This window comes from Bordetella sp. 2513F2 (genome assembly GCF_054642735.1).
In genome coordinates, this window is sequence record NZ_CM137755.1 from 3,391,434 (window position 1) to 3,407,812 (window position 16,379).

General features: G+C 70.4%; 15 protein-coding genes. 11 read left to right on the forward strand and 4 right to left on the reverse strand.

The features are described from left to right. Positions 1-4: 4 nt before the first annotated feature. A complete protein-coding gene (locus tag ACYBYQ_RS16050) occupies positions 5-1,099 on the reverse strand; it encodes a substrate-binding domain-containing protein (RefSeq protein WP_459615316.1) in 1,095 nt (364 codons plus the stop codon). 160 nt (positions 1,100-1,259) lie between these two features. On the opposite strand from ACYBYQ_RS16050, the gene ACYBYQ_RS16055 reads away from it, so the two are divergent. The 6 genes from ACYBYQ_RS16055 to ACYBYQ_RS16080 are packed head-to-tail and all read left to right on the forward strand — an operon-like array spanning position 1,260 to position 8,545. Further along, positions 1,260-1,790, forward strand: coding sequence for a formate dehydrogenase subunit gamma (locus tag ACYBYQ_RS16055; protein WP_459615318.1), 531 nt, complete (start codon positions 1,260-1,262; stop codon positions 1,788-1,790). After that, on the forward strand, positions 1,787-3,358 hold the full coding sequence (locus ACYBYQ_RS16060) for a formate dehydrogenase beta subunit (protein ID WP_459615320.1): 1,572 nt from the start codon (positions 1,787-1,789) through the stop codon (positions 3,356-3,358). Before ACYBYQ_RS16055 ends, ACYBYQ_RS16060 begins: the two co-directional genes overlap by 4 nt. 16 nt (positions 3,359-3,374) lie before the next feature. After that, a complete protein-coding gene (gene fdhF, locus ACYBYQ_RS16065) occupies positions 3,375-6,251 on the forward strand; it encodes a formate dehydrogenase subunit alpha (protein WP_459615322.1) in 2,877 nt (958 codons plus the stop codon). After that, complete coding sequence (gene fdhD, locus ACYBYQ_RS16070) at positions 6,248-7,090, forward strand: formate dehydrogenase accessory sulfurtransferase FdhD (protein WP_459615324.1); 843 nt, start codon at positions 6,248-6,250, stop codon at positions 7,088-7,090. Before fdhF ends, fdhD begins: the two co-directional genes overlap by 4 nt. Before the next feature lie 5 nt (positions 7,091-7,095). Then, entirely contained in the window at positions 7,096-7,353 is a 258-nt protein-coding gene (locus ACYBYQ_RS16075) for a formate dehydrogenase subunit delta (protein ID WP_459615326.1), read from the forward strand. A 46-nt stretch (positions 7,354-7,399) separates the two neighbouring features. Continuing rightward, complete coding sequence (locus ACYBYQ_RS16080; protein ID WP_459615328.1) at positions 7,400-8,545, forward strand: methyltransferase; 1,146 nt, start codon at positions 7,400-7,402, stop codon at positions 8,543-8,545. Between the two features lie 32 nt (positions 8,546-8,577). On the opposite strand, the gene ACYBYQ_RS16085 is transcribed toward ACYBYQ_RS16080, so the two are convergent. From ACYBYQ_RS16085 to ACYBYQ_RS16095, 3 genes are all read right to left on the reverse strand, one after another. Continuing rightward, positions 8,578-9,105 carry a chromate transporter gene (locus ACYBYQ_RS16085; RefSeq protein WP_459615330.1) on the reverse strand — a complete coding sequence of 176 codons (528 nt, stop codon included), beginning with the start codon at positions 9,103-9,105 and terminating at the stop codon, positions 8,578-8,580. Further along, positions 9,102-9,674 (reverse strand): chromate transporter, encoded by a 573-nt coding sequence (locus ACYBYQ_RS16090; RefSeq protein ID WP_459615332.1) that lies wholly within the window; start codon positions 9,672-9,674, stop codon positions 9,102-9,104. The genes ACYBYQ_RS16085 and ACYBYQ_RS16090 overlap by 4 nt, the downstream gene beginning before the upstream one ends. A 180-nt stretch (positions 9,675-9,854) precedes the next feature. Then, on the reverse strand, positions 9,855-10,232 hold the full coding sequence (locus tag ACYBYQ_RS16095; RefSeq protein WP_459615334.1) for a COG4315 family predicted lipoprotein: 378 nt from the start codon (positions 10,230-10,232) through the stop codon (positions 9,855-9,857). Between the two features lie 452 nt (positions 10,233-10,684). Here ACYBYQ_RS16095 and urtA point away from each other — a divergent pair, with 452 nt between their 5' ends. The 5 genes from urtA to urtE all read left to right on the forward strand — a co-directional run bounded on the left by urtA (position 10,685) and on the right by urtE (position 16,370). Next, the gene (urtA, locus tag ACYBYQ_RS16100) at positions 10,685-11,935 is read left to right on the forward strand and encodes an urea ABC transporter substrate-binding protein (protein WP_459615336.1); all 1,251 of its coding nucleotides are present in this window, start codon (positions 10,685-10,687) and stop codon (positions 11,933-11,935) included. A 23-nt stretch (positions 11,936-11,958) separates the two neighbouring features. Continuing rightward, positions 11,959-13,614 (forward strand): urea ABC transporter permease subunit UrtB, encoded by a 1,656-nt coding sequence (gene urtB / locus ACYBYQ_RS16105; RefSeq protein ID WP_459615338.1) that lies wholly within the window; start codon positions 11,959-11,961, stop codon positions 13,612-13,614. After that, positions 13,611-14,762, forward strand: coding sequence for an urea ABC transporter permease subunit UrtC (gene urtC, locus ACYBYQ_RS16110; protein ID WP_459615340.1), 1,152 nt, complete (start codon positions 13,611-13,613; stop codon positions 14,760-14,762). The genes urtB and urtC overlap by 4 nt, the downstream gene beginning before the upstream one ends. Next, on the forward strand, positions 14,759-15,601 hold the full coding sequence (gene urtD / locus ACYBYQ_RS16115) for an urea ABC transporter ATP-binding protein UrtD (protein WP_459615342.1): 843 nt from the start codon (positions 14,759-14,761) through the stop codon (positions 15,599-15,601). Before urtC ends, urtD begins: the two co-directional genes overlap by 4 nt. A 70-nt stretch (positions 15,602-15,671) precedes the next feature. Then, complete coding sequence (gene urtE / locus ACYBYQ_RS16120; RefSeq protein WP_459615344.1) at positions 15,672-16,370, forward strand: urea ABC transporter ATP-binding subunit UrtE; 699 nt, start codon at positions 15,672-15,674, stop codon at positions 16,368-16,370. Positions 16,371-16,379 lie beyond the last annotated feature (9 nt).

Here is a 16,379-nt window from a genome sequence, read left to right on the forward strand (position 1 = left end):
GCAATCATAGCGCGCCCGCCTGGCCGAACGCCTCGCCCACGGTCTGCAGGCGGCCGGTGTGGGTGGCGTCGTAGCCGGCAAGCTGCCGCACATAGCCCAGGTAGCCGGCGCCGCGCATGGTGCCCAGCAGGTCCTGCATGGCGGCGCTCTCGAGCGCCGTGCGCCGTACCGCGAAGAAATAGCGCTCGCGCGCCAGGGGGATGAAGTCCAGGCCGAAGCGCCGGGCCGCCGTCTCCACGCCCAGGCCGGTGTCGGCCATGCCGCTGGCGATGTGCGCGGCGATCGCCATATGCGTGAATTCGTTGGTGTCGTAGCCGCGCACCTGGCGGGTAGGGACGCCAGCCCGCTGCAGCATCACCTCCACGAGGTAGCGGGTGCTGGAACCGATCTGGCGATTGACGAAACGCACGTCGGGACGCGCCAGGTCGGCGATGCCGCGTATCCCCTTGGGATTGCCGGCGACGACGAACAGGCCGGTATGGCGCGACGCCAGGTGGATCAGCAGGTAGTCGTCCGGATCCAGCAGCCCCGCATAGCGCGCCATGATCGGCGCCTCGAACTCGCCTTCGGGAACCTGGAAGCCCGCCAGGTCGCATTCGCGCCGCCCCAGGGACGCCAGCGCCTCGATGGCGGTGCGGTAGCGCAGTTCCAGCCCCGGACTGCGCCCCTCCATGTGCTGCATCAGCGCTTCCACCGCGAAACCGTGGCTGGCATGCAGCCGCAGGTGCGGCTCGTTCTGCGGCAGGAGGCGCTCGAGCTCTTCCTGCAGCTCCGACGCCAGGCTCTCCAGCGTGGGCATGAGGCGCGCCTCGATGCGGCGGTTGGCCCAGAGCAGGCGCTGGGCGAACTCGGACAGCTGCGTGCCCTGGCGCCGCCGCGTGATGAGCAGCGGCGTGCCGAACAGCGCCTCGAAACGGCGCAGCACGCCCCAGCCGTGGCGGTACGACAGCCGGCAGGCCTTGCACGCGCCGGCGATGTTGCCGGTGGCGTCGATGGCCGCCAGCAGCGCCAGCACATCCTGCAGGGGCAGCTCGCCGGCCTCGCCGGCGCCTGCCAGCAGCCATTGCGGACGCAGGCCGATGCGGAAGTTATATGTCATTTATTTCTTATTGAAGAGGGGAGCACAGCGCAATAAAGTAGCGCAAAGTCGATTGTCCGGCATGCCAATAATGCAAATAAAAGCATATTAAAGCCTTGCCGGCGCCACCTTGTGATCCGGCAGCCGCGGCCAGCCCCCGCCCTGCCGAACGGGAGACACCATGCACACACCCCCGGCTCCGGCCGAATCCGCCGCCCGCGCCGGCACGCGCCACGAGCCGGCCTCACCCGCGATGGCCGAGGTCGCCCGCATCGTGGACGCATTGCGCCACGAGCCTGGCGCGCTGCTGCCCATCCTGCATGCGGTCCAGGATGCGCTGGGCTGCATCCCGCCCGACACCGTGCCCGCCATCGCCGCGGGGCTGAACCTCTCGCGCGCCGAAGTGCATGGCGTGATCACGTTCTATCCGCATTTCCGCACTGCCCCCGCCCCGGCCCACACGCTGGCCCTGTGCCGCGCCGAAGCCTGCCAGGCCATGGGAGGCGAGCAACTGGCGGCCCATGCGCGCCAGCGCCTGTCCTGTGACTTCCACGGCACCAGCGGCGACGGCGCCTTCCTGCTCGAGCCCGTGTACTGCCTGGGGCTGTGCGCCCAGTCGCCGGCGCTGATGCTCGACGGCCGCCCGCACGCCCGCGTGACGCCCGAGCGGCTGGACCGCCTGCTGGAACGTGCGCAGGGGGGAACGCCATGAGCCAGCCCGCTACCGTCTACGTGCCGCGCGACGCCGCGGCGCTGGCCGTGGGCGCCGACGCCGTCGCGCAAGCGATCGAACGCGAGGCGGCGCGTCGCGGCCTGGCGCTGCGCCTGGTGCGCAACGGCTCACGCGGGCTGCTGTGGCTGGAACCGCTGGTGGAGGTGGCCACGGCCGGCGGCCGCATGGCCTATGGGCCTGTGGCCCCCGAGGACGTGCCCGGCCTGTTCGACGCCGGCTGGCTGAACGGGGCGCCGCATCCGCTGGGCCATGGGCTCACCGAGGCGATCCCCTACCTGCGCAACCAGGAGCGCCTGACCTTCGCCCGGGTGGGCATCGTGGACCCGCTCAGCCTTGAAGACTATGTGGCGCACGGCGGCCTGCAGGGCCTGCGGCGCGCTCTGGACATGCCGGCCGCCGGCATCGTCGAGGAAGTCACGCATTCCGGCCTGCGCGGCCGCGGCGGCGCGGCCTTTCCCACCGGCGTGAAATGGCGTACCGTGCTGGCCGCCGGCGCCGCGCAGAAATACGTGGTGTGCAACGCCGACGAGGGCGACTCCGGCACCTACGCGGACCGCCTGCTGATGGAGGGCGATCCCTATCTGCTGATCGAAGGCATGACCATCGCCGGCCTGGCGGTCGGGGCCACGCGCGGCTACCTCTACGTGCGCTCCGAATATCCGCATGCCATCGCCACGCTCGAGGAAGCCATCCGCCGCGCCCGGCAGGCGGGCTGGCTGGGCCCCGACGTGCTGGGAGGCGGCAAGGCCTTCGATCTCGAGGTGCGCAAGGGCGCGGGCGCCTACATCTGCGGCGAGGAAACCTCGCTGCTGGAAAGCCTGGAAGGCCGGCGCGGCGTGGTGCGGGCCAAGCCGCCGTTGCCGGCCATAGCGGGCCTCTTCGGCCAGCCCACCGTCATCAACAACGTGATCTCGCTGGCCACCGTGCCCATCGTGCTGGCGCGCGGCGCACAGTATTACCGCGACTACGGGGTGGGCCGCTCGCACGGCACGCTGCCCTTCCAGCTCGCCGGCAACCTCAGGCAGGGCGGGCTGGTGGAGAAGGCGTTCGGGCTCACCCTGCGCGAACTGCTCTACGACTACGGCGGCGGCAGCGCCAGCGGACGGCCGCTGCGCGCCGTGCAGGTCGGCGGACCGCTGGGCGCCTACCTGCCCGAATCGCAATGGGACGTCCCGCTCGACTACGAAGCCTACGCGGCGATCTCGGCCATGGTGGGCCACGGCGGCATCGTGGCCTTCGACGACACCGTGGACATGGCGCGCATGGCCCGCTATGCCATGGAATTCTGCGCCGTGGAATCCTGCGGCAAATGCACGCCGTGCCGCATCGGCTCCACGCGCGGCGTCGAGACCCTGGATCACATCATCGCCGGCGGCCCGCAGCGCGAGCAGCGCATCGCGCTGCTGCGCGACCTGTGCGACACCATGCTGGGCGGCTCGCTGTGCGCGCTGGGCGGCATGGCTCCCTATCCGGTGCTGTCGGCCCTGGACCACTTCCCCGAGGACTTCGGCCTCGCCCGTGCGGACGCGTCCGCGCCTGCAGCGTAAGCCCCAGGAGAGAGACATGCTCGAAACCGTCATCGCCCGCGACCGCGACCTGGGCACGCCCGCACGCGAATCCGCCGCGCAGGTCACCCTCACCATCGACGGCCAGGCCGTCACCGTGCCCGCGGGCACGTCGGTGATGCGTGCGGCCGCGCTCGCCGGAATCAACATCCCCAAGCTCTGCGCCACCGACAGCCTGGAGCCCTTCGGTTCGTGCCGGCTGTGCCTGGTGCAGATCGAGGGGCGCCGGGGCTATCCTGCCTCCTGCACCACGCCGGCCGAGGACGGCATGGTCGTGGCCACCGAGACCTCCCGGCTGCGCGAGCTGCGTCGCGGCGTCATGGAGCTCTACATCTCCGACCACCCGCTCGACTGCCTCACCTGTGCCGCGAACGGCGACTGCGAGCTGCAGGACATGGCCGGCGTGGTGGGCCTGCGCAACGTGCGCTATGGAACGGAAGGCGCCAGCCACCTGCAGGCGCCCAAGGACGAGTCCAATCCCTATTTCAGCTACGACCCGTCCAAGTGCATCGTGTGCAACCGCTGCGTGCGCGCCTGCGAGGAAACCCAGGGCACCTACGCGCTGACGATCTCCGGCAAGGGCTTCGCGTCGCGCGTGTCGGCGGGCCAGGACGAACCCTTCCTGCAGAGCGAATGCGTGTCCTGCGGCGCCTGCGTGCAGGCCTGCCCCACCGCCACGCTGCAGGAAAAGAGCGTGATCATGCTGGGCCAGGCCGAGCACTCGGTGATCACCACCTGCGCCTACTGTGGCGTGGGCTGCGGCTTCAAGGCCGAGATGAAGGGCCAGGAAGTGGTGCGCATGGTGCCCTGGAAGGATGGCCAGGCCAACCGCGGCCACTCCTGCGTGAAGGGGCGCTTCGCCTGGGGCTATGCCACCCACAAGGAGCGCGTGCTCAAGCCCATGATCCGCGAACGCATCACCGACCCGTGGCGCGAAGTGTCCTGGGAGGAGGCCATCGGCTACGCCGCGGCGCAGTTCCGCCGCATCCAGGCCGCCCATGGCCGCGACGCGGTGGGCGGCATCACCTCCTCGCGCTGCACCAACGAAGAGACCTGGCTGGTCCAGAAGCTGGTGCGCGCGGCCTTCGGCACCAACAACGTCGACACCTGCGCGCGCGTCTGCCATTCGCCCACCGGCTACGGGCTGAAGCAGACGCTGGGCGAATCGGCGGGCACCCAGACCTTCGACTCCGTCATGCACAGCGACGTCGTGGTGGTGATGGGCGCCAACCCCAGCAGCGGCCACCCGGTGTTCGCCTCGCGCCTGAAGCGCCGCCTGCGCCAGGGTGCGCGGCTCATCGTGATAGACCCGCGGCGCATCGAGCTGGTGGACGCGCCGCATGTGAGGGCCGACTACCATCTCCAGGTCCGCCCCGGCACCAACGTGGCCCTGCTGACGTCGCTGGCGCACGTGATCGTCACGGAAGGCCTGGTCGACGAGACCTTCGTGGCGCAGCGCTGCGAAGCCAAGGCCTATGCCGAATGGCGCGAATTCGTGTCGCGCCCCGAACACGCGCCCGAGGCCACGGCCGGGGTCACCGGCGTGCCGGCCGAGGCGGTGCGCGGCGCCGCGCGGCTCTACGCCACCGGCGGCAACGCCGCCATCTACTACGGACTCGGCGTGACCGAGCACAGCCAGGGCTCGACCACCGTGATGGCCATCGCCAACCTGGCCATGGCCACCGGCAACATCGGCCGCGAGGGCGTGGGCGTGAACCCGCTGCGCGGCCAGAACAACGTGCAGGGCTCGTGCGACATGGGGTCCTTCCCGCACGAGCTGCCCGGCTACCGGCACATCTCCGACGACGCGGCCCGCAGCGTCTTCGAACAGGACTGGGGCGTGACCCTGCAGCCCGAACCCGGCCTGCGCATCCCCAACATGTTCGAGGCCGCGCTGGCCGGCAGCTTCAGGGGCCTCTACTGCCAGGGCGAGGACATCGTGCAGTCGGATCCCAACACGCAGCACGTGGCGGCGGCGCTGTCGGCCATGGAATGCATCGTGGTGCAGGACCTGTTCCTCAACGAGACCGCCAAGTACGCGCACGTGTTCCTGCCGGGTTCCTCGTTCCTGGAGAAGGACGGCACCTTCACCAACGCCGAGCGGCGCATCTCCCGGGTGCGCAAGGTGATGGAGCCGCGCAGCGGCATGGCCGACTGGGAAATCACCATGGCGCTGTCCAATGCGCTGGGCTACCCCATGCACTACGGGCATCCGCGCGAGATCATGGCCGAGATCGCCCGGCTCACGCCCACGTTCGCGGGCGTCACCTACGAGAAGCTCGAGCGCCTGGGCAGCCTGCAGTGGCCCTGCAACGACGACGCCCCGGAAGGCACCCCGATCATGCATGCGGAATCCTTCGTGCGCGGCAAGGGCCGGTTCATGCTCACCCGCTACGTGCCCACCGACGAGCGCAGCACGCGGCGCTTCCCGCTGCTCCTGACCACCGGCCGCATCCTCTCGCAATACAACGTGGGCGCCCAGACCCGACGCACGCCCAACGTGCTGTGGCACGACGAGGACCGGCTGGAGATCCACCCGCAGGATGCCGAAGACCGCGGCGTGCGCGACGGCGACTGGGTGGGCGTGGAAAGCCGGGCCGGCCAGACCGTGCTGCGCGCCGTGATCACCGACCGGGTGCAGCCGGGCGTGGTATACACGACGTTCCACTTTCCCGAATCCGGCGCCAACGTGGTCACCACCGACAACTCCGACTGGGCCACCAACTGCCCCGAATACAAGGTCACCGCCGTGCAGGTCACGCGTGTGTCGCAGCCCTCGGCATGGCAGCGGCAATGGTCGCATTTCTCCGACCTGCAGCAGGCCCTGCTGCGCGAGCGCCGGCGCGAGGCCGAAACGGCATTGAGCGGAAAATGACGCCTCCGACGGACCCGCGCCCCACCGACCTGCAGGCCCGGCCCGACGCCGCCCTGGTGCAGGTGCGGCGCGTGCGCGACGCCGCGCTGGCCCGGCAGGCCGAGGACGACCACGTGGCCGAAGAGACGCCCGTGGCGCTCGAATACAACGGCATCAGCCACGCCACCATGCTGGCCACGCCCGCCGACCTGGAAGACTTCGCGCTGGGCTTCTCGCTCACCGAGGGCATCGTCAGCAGCCCCTCCGACGTGCGCGGCATCGAGGTGCGCCCGGCCTGCGGCGGCATGGTCGTGGAGCTGGAGATCTCCAGCGCCTGCGCCGTGCGGCTGCGCGAACGCCGCCGCGCAATGGCCGGCCGCACCGGCTGCGGGCTGTGCGGGGTGGAGACCCTGCCCGAAGTCCTGCGCGAGCCGCCGCCCGTGGCCGGCGCCGTTGCCCTGCGGCTGGCTGCCGTCCTCGAGGCCATGCACGCCATGCGCGCGCGCCAGTCGCTGCACGATCTCACGGGCGCTACGCACGCCGCCGGCTGGGCCGATGCCCAGGGCCGCATCGCCCTGGTGCGCGAAGACGTCGGCCGGCACAACGCGCTCGACAAGCTCGTGGGCGCGCTCGCGCGCGCGGGCCGCGATGCCTCCAGCGGCATGGTCCTGGTGTCCAGCCGGGCCAGCTACGAGATGGTCCACAAGACCGCAACCGCCGGCGCCGGAGTGCTGGCCGCGGTGTCGGCCCCTACCGCCCTGGCCATCCGCACCGCGCAGCGCGCCAATCTCAGCCTGCTGGGCTTCCTGCGCAACGCCGACGCCACCGTCTACACGCATCCCGAACGCATTCTTTCCTGATCCTCATGGACATCGGCAACCTGATACGCATGGCCAACCGCATCGGCGAGTTCTTCGAGGCCATGCCCGACCGGACCGAGGCCGCCGACGGCGTGGCCGACCACATCCGCAAGTTCTGGGAACCGCGCATGCGGCGGGCGCTGCTGGATTTCCTGGCGGCACACCCCGACGGGCAAGCCGCCGGCGCCAGCCTGCACCCGCTGGTGCGCGACGCCGTGGCCGCGCAGCGCGAGCGGCTCGCGCCCATGGAGCGGGCCGGCTGAGCCCGCCGGGCGTCCGGGCCGGGCAACTGCTACAGTGCCGGGCTGCATGTCTGCCTTCCGCCCGCCCATGAACCACCCCGCTCCCCGCATCGCCTGGACCGAAGTCGGCCAGCCCCGCGACGCCGCCTGGCGCTCCGAAGCCGCCCTGCCCCCGCCCTCCCGGGTGGCGGTTGCCGACGACACCATGCCGGCCGATGTGGCGTTCCGCCTGGCCTGCGAGGGCACGGCCCTGCTGTGGCGCGGCGACTACCACAACGCACGGCAGCTGCTGCAGGCCATGGGCCGGCGCGCCGAGCGGCGCCCGCGCAAGCCCGCGGCCACGCCCCGGGACGCCTTCAACCAGCACCGCCAGGCGCAATCGCGGCGCGCCCGCATCCTGGGCATGCTGCTGCTGCCGGTGGCGCCCGGCCATCGCGTCGACCTGCGCCGCGCGCCCGACGTGCGCGAGGCCTGCGAGGCCGCCTATGGCCCGGCCGACGAGGCCTACGTGGTCTCGCTGCGCGAACTGCTGGGCGTCATCGGCGCGCATGAATGGCGCCGCAAGGGCGTTGAGATTCCCGCGGCGGGAGGACGCATCCACCCGCACTACGGCGTGTTCTCCCCCGTGCGCGGCGAGTACGTGGATCTCGTGGCTGCGGCGCCGCTGCCGGCCCGCGAGCTGGCATTCGACATCGGCACGGGCACCGGCGTACTGGCCGCCGTATTGGCCCGGCGCGGGGTCGGGCACATCGTGGCCACCGACCAAGAACCCCGCGCCCTGGCGTGCGCCCGCGAGAACCTGCAACGGCTCGGCTGCGCCGCACAGGTCTCCCTGCAGCAGGCCGACCTGTATCCCGCCGGCACGGCGCCGCTGATCGTGTGCAACCCGCCCTGGCTGCCCGCCCGGCCGTCCTCGCCGCTGGAACACGCCGTCTATGATCCCGACAGCCGCATGCTGCGCGGCTTCCTCGACGGCCTCCCGCAGCACCTCGCTCCCCAGGGGGAGGGCTGGCTCATCATGTCGGACCTGGCCGAGCACCTGGGCCTGCGCGCGCCGGGCGAGCTGGCGGGCTGGATACACGAGGCGGGCCTGCGCGTGATCGAACGCCGCGACATCCGGCCGCGGCACGGCCGCGCCGCCGATCCTTCCGACCCGCTGCACGCCGCACGCGCCGCCGAGCTCACGTCGCTGTGGCGGCTGGGCGCCGGCTAAGGCCTGCCCGCTCGAAGCCGGAGCCGGCGGCGTCAGAAGAAGCTAGACAGCAGCCCGGCCAGGCCGCCGCCCAGCAGCAGCCATAGCGGATGCAGCCGGGTACGCACGCCAAGCACGGCCGAGGCTGCCGCGACTGCGCCCAGCAGCCATCCATGGACGGACGCCTCCGTGATCAGCCAGGCGCTGGCGCACACGAGGCCCACGGTCACCGGAAACAGGCCCTGCTGCACGCGGGCGCGCCAGGGCCGGTCCTTGAAACGTTCCCACAGGCCCAGCACCACGCCGGTGACCACGGACGAAGGCCCGAACTTGGCCACCGAGGTCACCAGCACCCCCTGCCATCCCGCCACGTGCCAGCCCACCAGGGGCACGATCATGAGGTTGGGCCCGGGCGCTGCCTGGCCGAGCGCGAACAGGGCGCTGAAGTCGGCCGCGGACATCCAGCCGTGCAGTTCCACCATCTGCCGCTGCATTTCCGGCAGGATGGTATTGCCGCCGCCGAAGGCCAGCAGCGACAGCTGGGTGAAGATGAGGGCCAGCGAGAGCAGCGTGTCGGTCATTGCCTCGGCCTCCGGACCAGCAGGATGCTGACCGGCGTGAGCACCAGCATGGTGGCCAGCAGCGGCAGGCGCAGCCAGGCGATGGCGGCAAAGCCCGCCAGCGCCACCGCAATGCCCAGGCGCTGGCCGCGCAGCGGCCGGGCGATCTTCACCGCCATCGACACCAGCAGGCCGGCGGCCGCGGCCGCCAGCCCGGCGAACATGTGCTGCAGATGGGGATCGTCCTGGAAGCGGTCGTAGACCATGCCCAGCAGGATCACGATGACGGTGGGCGCGGCGATCAGGCCCATGACCGCCGCGACGGCCCCGCGCACGCCGCGAAAGCGCATGCCGACCGCCACCGACAGGTTGATGATGTTGCCGCCCGGCAGGAACTGGCACAGGCCCAGCAGTTCGACGAACTCCTGCTCCGACAGCCAGCCGTGCTTCTCCACCAGCATGCGCCGCGCGAGCGGCAGCACGCCGCCGAAGGCGCTGATACCCAACAGGAAAAAGCCCCGGAACAACTGGCCCGACGCAGGCCTGGGCCCGGCATGGGGCATATCGGAAGACAAGAAGGAGGCAGGCATGACGGACCGGCGCAGCCGGCGGCGAAATGGCAAAGCGCGTAGGCTACGCCCGGCCCGTGCTGATGTCCAATCCATGATTCATGGACATCGGCCTGCGTCGGTTGCGCGGCTTCGTCGCCGTGGCCGGGCGCTCCATTGCGACCGGCCGGGCCGTGCCTGCCCGAGCGGCACGGCCCGGGCTCAGGGCTTGACGACGTGCCACACGCTGCGGAAGTTGTCGCCCTGCCTGTCGCCGGGCTTGGCGTCCGACGCATACAGGTACACCGGCTGGCCGCGATAGGCCCACTGGCGCGACCCGTCGTCGCGCACGACCACCGACCAGTCGCCCTGCGGCTTGGCGTCGGCCGGCGCGGCCAGCGGCGGCCATGCCTTGGCGCACGCGTCGTTGCATGCGCTCTTGCCGCTGCCGGCGGTGTCCTTGTCGAAGGTGTAGAGCGTCATTCCCCTGGCGTCGACCAGCACGCCGTCCTGCACGACGGCCGGCGGCTGTTGGGCCCATGCGGCGGCCGCATACCAGAGGGGCGCGGCGGCGAGAAAGACGGCAAGTCGGTGGTTCATGACGGGCTCCTCGGAGGATGAGGCGGGACGCGGGCTGCGCCGGCGCGGGATTGCGCCGCTGGACACGCCGCACCAGTGCGCACACCGGTGGTGCGCTGGCGCGCGGACCATGCCGCCAGGGGGCAAGGCGCAGGATTGCGCGATGTCGGTGCGCGAGTCTTCCGGTATAGCACCAAAACCGGGCAAGCAGTGCACCGCCGTCGTGCCAAGGCGGGCAGGGGCATGGCGCCCCGTGCCGCGATACCGTGCCTCCTCCCATCCAGGCCACCTGGCATGGGTATTGCTTGAAGCTCCCTGTCCGAACACGCTGCCCTGTCCATCGCATGCCGCAACCTGGCGCCGTGCACGGGTTCGGCCTTGCCGGCCTCGCCGCGCAGACACGCTGTCGGAGTGTTGTAGAGACCTTTCCAGAAAAACCGCGGCCTGGCGGCCGCCGACACACAGGAGTCAACATGCAACGCAGACTAGCCCTCAAGCAACTGACCGCCGTCAGCCTGCTCGCCTTGTCCGGATGGCTGCCGCAGGCGCACGCGGAAGACACGATCAAGGTCGGCATCCTGCATTCGCTGTCGGGCACCATGGCCATCTCGGAGACCTCCCTCAAGGACGTCGCCCTCATGACCATAGACGAGATCAACGCCCAGGGCGGCGTGATGGGCAAGAAGCTCGAGCCCGTCATCGTCGATCCCGCCTCCAACTGGCCGCTGTTCGCCGAGAAGGCGCGCCAGCTGCTGAGCCAGGACAAGGTCGCCGTGGTGTTCGGCTGCTGGACCTCGGTATCGCGCAAGTCCGTGCTGCCGGTGTTCAAGGAGCTCAACGGCCTGCTGTTCTATCCCGTCCAGTACGAGGGCGAGGAGCTCGAGAAGAACGTGTTCTACACCGGCGCCGCGCCCAACCAGCAGGCCATCCCGGCGGTGGAATACCTGATGAGCGAAGACGGCGGCGGCGCCAAGCGCTTCGTGCTGCTGGGCACCGACTACGTCTACCCGCGCACCACCAACAAGATCCTGCGCGCCTTCCTGCATTCCAAAGGGGTGAAGGACAGCGACATCGACGAGGTCTACACGCCTTTCGGCCACTCCGACTACCAGACCATCGTGGCCAACATCAAGAAGTTCGCGGCCGGCGGCAAGACGGCCGTGATCTCCACCATCAACGGCGATTCCAACGTGCCCTTCTACAAGGAGCTCGGCAACGCGGGTCTGAAGGCCACCGACGTGCCGGTGGTGGCCTTCTCGGTGGGCGAGGAAGAACTGCGCGGCGTCGACACCAAGCCGCTGGTGGGCCACCTGGCCGCCTGGAACTACTTCCAGTCCATCAAGAACCCGGTCAACGCCGAGTTCGTGAAGAAGTGGAAGGAATACGCGAAGGCCAAGAACCTGCCGAACGCCGCCACGGCCGTCACCAACGACCCGATGGAAGCCACCTATGTCGGCATCCACATGTGGAAGCAGGCGGTCGAGCAGGCCAAGACCACCGACGTCGACAAGGTCATCGCGGCCATGGGCGGCCAGAAGTTCAACGCCCCCGACGGCTACACCATCGAGATGGACAAGACCAACCATCACCTGCACAAGCCCGTGTACATCGGCGAAGTGCAGGCCGACGGCCAGTTCAGCATCGTGTGGAAGAGCAAGGGGCCGATCCGCGCGCAACCGTGGAGCCCGTACATCCCCGGCAACGAAGGCAAGCAGAACCTCTGAGCGCCGCAACGGGAAGGGCAACCATGCGATTCGCGGTACACACGGGCCGGCTGGGCCGCTTCCTGATGGCCTGGGTGCTGGGGCTGGCGGCGCTGGCCGCCGGCGCCGGGGCTCTAGCACAGGGCCTGGCGCAGGGCCTGGACCCCGCCGCGCTGGCCCCGCTGGCCAGCGACGAAACCGAGGCCAGGCTGGCGGCCATCGACCGCCTCGGCAGGCTGCCCGACCCCCGCGCCGCCGAGGTGCTGCAGGCGCTGGGCGAGGGCCGGCTGCTGGCCACGCCCGATGGCCGCGTCCTGATCGAGCGGGCCGACGGGCAGACGGTCGACCCGCTGTCCGGGCAGGCGCAGGCCCTGCCCGACGACGCGGGCAGCGTCATGGTCAACAACCGCCTGCGGCGCGCCATCAGCGCCGCGCTGGCGACTTCCCGACTCTATTCCGAGCAGGCCGGCGAACGCCTGGCGGCGGCGCAGCGCCTGCAGCAGACCAGCGATGCGTCGCGACTGCCGCTCGTGGCCGAAGCCCTCGCACGCGAAACCGACCCGCAGGTGCGCGCCGCGCTGGAGATCGCCCAGGCGCGCCTGCAGCTGGCCGCCGACGATCCGGCGCTGCGCCGCGCCGCCGCCGAGACGCTCGGCGCCACCGGCAACCCCGCTTTCCGCGCCATGCTCGCGGCGCTGGTGCAGCAGAACGCCGACGGCACCCACGCCGAGCCCGACGCGGCCGTGCGCTCGGCAGCCGAGGCCGCGCTGCACCGCATCGACCGCCACATGGCCATGGTGGAGTGGGCCGGCAACCTCTTCTACGGCATCAGCCTGGGCAGCGTGCTGCTGCTGGCCGCGCTGGGCCTGGCCATCACCTTCGGGCTGATGGGCATCATCAACATGGCGCACGGCGAATTGCTGATGATCGGCGCCTACGCCACCTACATGGTGCAGACGCTGTTCCGCCAGTGGCTGCCGCCGGGATGGCTCGACTGGTACGTGGTGGCAGCGCTGCCGGTGGCCTTCGTGGTCACGGCGCTGGTGGGCATGGCGCTGGAACGCACCGTGATCCGCTGGCTGTATGGCCGTCCGCTCGAGACCCTGCTGGCCACCTGGGGCATCAGCCTGATGCTGATGCAGGCCGTGCGCAGCCTATTCGGCGCGCAGAACGTCGAGGTCGGGAATCCCGGCTGGATGTCGGGCGGCGTCACGGTGCTGGGCGGCCTGGTGCTCACCTACAACCGCATCGCCATCATCGTCTTCGCCCTGCTCGTGGTGTTCTTCGTCTGGCTGCTGCTGAACCACACGCGGCTGGGCCTGTTCATGCGGGCCATCACGCAGAACCGCCGCATGGCCGACTGCGTGGGCGTGCCCACCGGGCGCATCGACATGCTGGCCTTCGGCCTGGGCTCCGGCATCGCCGGACTGGCGGGCGTGGCGCTCTCGCAGCTGGGCAACGTGGGCCCCGACCTGGGCCGCGGCTACATCGTCGACTCGTTCATGGTGGTGGTGATGGGCGGCGTGGGCCAGCTGGCCGGCACCGTGATCGCCGCGCTGGGCCTGGGCGGGATCAACAAGTTCCTCGAACCCTATGCCGGCGCGGTCATGGCGAAGATCACCATCCTGGTACTCATCGTGCTGTTCATCCAGAAGCGGCCCCAAGGCCTCTTCGCCCCGCGCGGCCGGAGCGTCGAATGAACGCCGCCAACGCCGACCTGATGCACCTGGCCCGCCGGCCGCTGTTCTCGCCGCGCGCCTGGCTGGCGCTGGCGCTGTGCACGCTGGCGCTGGCCCTGCTGCCCGCGCTGAACCTGGCCCTGCCGCCCGGCCATCCGCTGCACGTGTCCTCGTACATCGTGGCGCTGGCCGGCAAGTTCATGTGCTATGCGCTGGCCGCGCTGGCGCTGGACCTGGTGTGGGGCTACGCCGGCATCCTGTCGCTGGGCCACGGGCTGTTCTTCGCGCTGGGCGGCTATGCCCACGGCATGTACCTGATGCGCGCCATCGGGCGCGACGGCGTCTACCAGAGCGACCTGCCGGATTTCATGGTGTTCCTGAACTGGAAGGAATATCCCTGGTACTGGGCCTTCACCGAGCACTTCGGCTATGCCATGCTGCTGGTGGTGCTGGTGCCCGGCGTGCTGGCCTTCGTGTTCGGCTACTTCGCCTTCCGCTCGCGCATCAAGGGCGTGTACTTCTCCATCATCACGCAGGCCCTCACCTACGCCGCGATGCTGCTGTTCTTCCGCAACGACACCGGCTTCGGGGGCAACAACGGCTTCACCGACTTCAAGCGCATCCTGGGCTTCGACGTGACCGCGCCCGGCACGCGCGCCGCGCTGTACTGGATCACGCTGGCCTTCCTGGGCGGCTCGCTGGTGGTGGCGCGGCTGGTCACGCAGTCCCGGCTCGGCCGGGTCCTGACCGCCGTGCGCGACGCCGAGAGCCGGCTGCGCTTCCTGGGCTACGAGCCGCTGGGCTTCAAGCTGTTCGTCTGGACGCTGTCGGCCGTGATGTGCGGCATCGCGGGCGCGCTCTACGTGCCGCAGGTGGGCATCATCAACCCCGGCGAGATGTCCACCGAGAACTCCATCGAAATGGTGATCTGGGTGGCCACCGGCGGGCGCGGCACGCTGATCGGCCCCATCGTCGGCGCGGGCGCCGTCAACGGCCTCAAGACCTGGTTCACCAGCGTGGCGCCCGAATTCTGGCTGTACGCGCTGGGCCTGATCTTCGTGCTCGTCACGCTGTTCCTGCCGCAGGGCATCGTCGGCCTGGTGCGCAACCTGGCGGCGCGCGTGCAGGAACGCAGGGCCGGCGCCCGCATCGAGGAGCAGAAGGCATGAACGCCCCCACCTCCGACACCCGCCACGCACTCGAGGGCGGCCCGGGCGGCGAGGCCAGCTATGGCCGCGTCAGCCAGGAGGGCCTGGACACCACGCACGGCGCCATCCTGTACCTCGAAGACATCACCGTGAGCTTCGACGGCTTCAAGGCCCTGAACGGCCTCACGCTGGACATCGGCGTGGGCGAGCTGCGCTGCATCATCGGGCCCAACGGCGCCGGCAAGACCACCATGATGGACGTCATCACCGGCAAGACGCGGCCCACTTCCGGCACCGCCTATTTCGGCCAGACCATAGACCTCACCACCCTGAGCGAGGCCGAGATCGCCCATGCGGGCATCGGGCGCAAGTTCCAGCGTCCCACCGTGTTCGAAAGCCACAGCGTGTTCGAGAACCTGGAGCTGGCGATGAAGGCCGACAAGCGCGTGCGGCCCACCCTGTTCGCGCGGCTCGACAGCGAGGCCGCCGACCGCATCGCCCAGACGCTGGACCTGATCCGCCTGCGGGGGCAGGCCGCGCGCCCCGCCGGCCTGCTGTCGCACGGCCAGAAGCAATGGCTGGAGATCGGCATGCTGCTGATGCAGGAGCCGCGCCTGCTGCTGCTGGACGAGCCCGTGGCCGGCATGACCGACGCCGAGACGGAACGCACCGGCGAATTGCTCAACGAGCTGCGCGGCAGGCATTCGCTGATGGTGGTGGAACACGACATGGATTTCGTCACGCAGATCGCCGACGGCGGCAAGGTCACTGTGCTGCACGAAGGCGCCGTGCTGGCCGAAGGCACCATGGCTGCCGTGCAGGCCGATCCGCGCGTCATCGAGGTCTACCTGGGACGATGATGAGCGCCTCTCCCCTCTCCCGACGACAGCACCAGACCGGCGCCCCAGCCGGGCGCGCCTAGGCACCGACATGCTCGAAGTCAACGCGATCAACCAATACTACGGCGGCAGCCACACCCTGCGCGGCGTCTCGCTGTCGCTTCGGCGCGGCGAGTGCCTGGCCCTGCTGGGGCGCAACGGCGTGGGCAAGACCACCCTGCTGAAGTGCCTGATGGGCGTGCTGCCGGTGGCCAGCGGCAGCGTGCGCCTCGACGGCGACGACATCACCCGGCTGGCGCCGCACCAGCGCGCCGCCCGCGGCATCGCCTACGTGCCGCAGGGCCGCGACATCTTCGCTCGGCTCACCGTCGAGGAAAACATCGTCATGGGCATGGCCGCCAAACCGGCCGCCCAGGCGCGCCGCATCAAGGAAGACGTGTTCGAGCTCTTCCCGGTGCTCAGGACCATGCTGGGCCGCCGCGGCGGCGACCTCTCCGGCGGCCAGCAGCAGCAGCTGGCCATCGCCCGCGCGCTGGTGGCCGAGCCGCGCCTCATCATCCTCGACGAGCCCACCGAAGGCATCCAGCCGTCCATCATCAAGGACATCGGCCGCGTCATCCACATGCTGCGCCAGCGCGGCGACATCGGCATCCTGCTGTGCGAGCAGTACTTCGATTTCGCGCGCGAACTGGCCGACCAGTTCATCGTGATGTCGCGGGGCGAGGTCGTGGCCGGCGGCGACCGCTCGGCCATCGACAGCGAGGACGTCCGCCGGCATCTGTCGGTGTAGGCGGCCTTG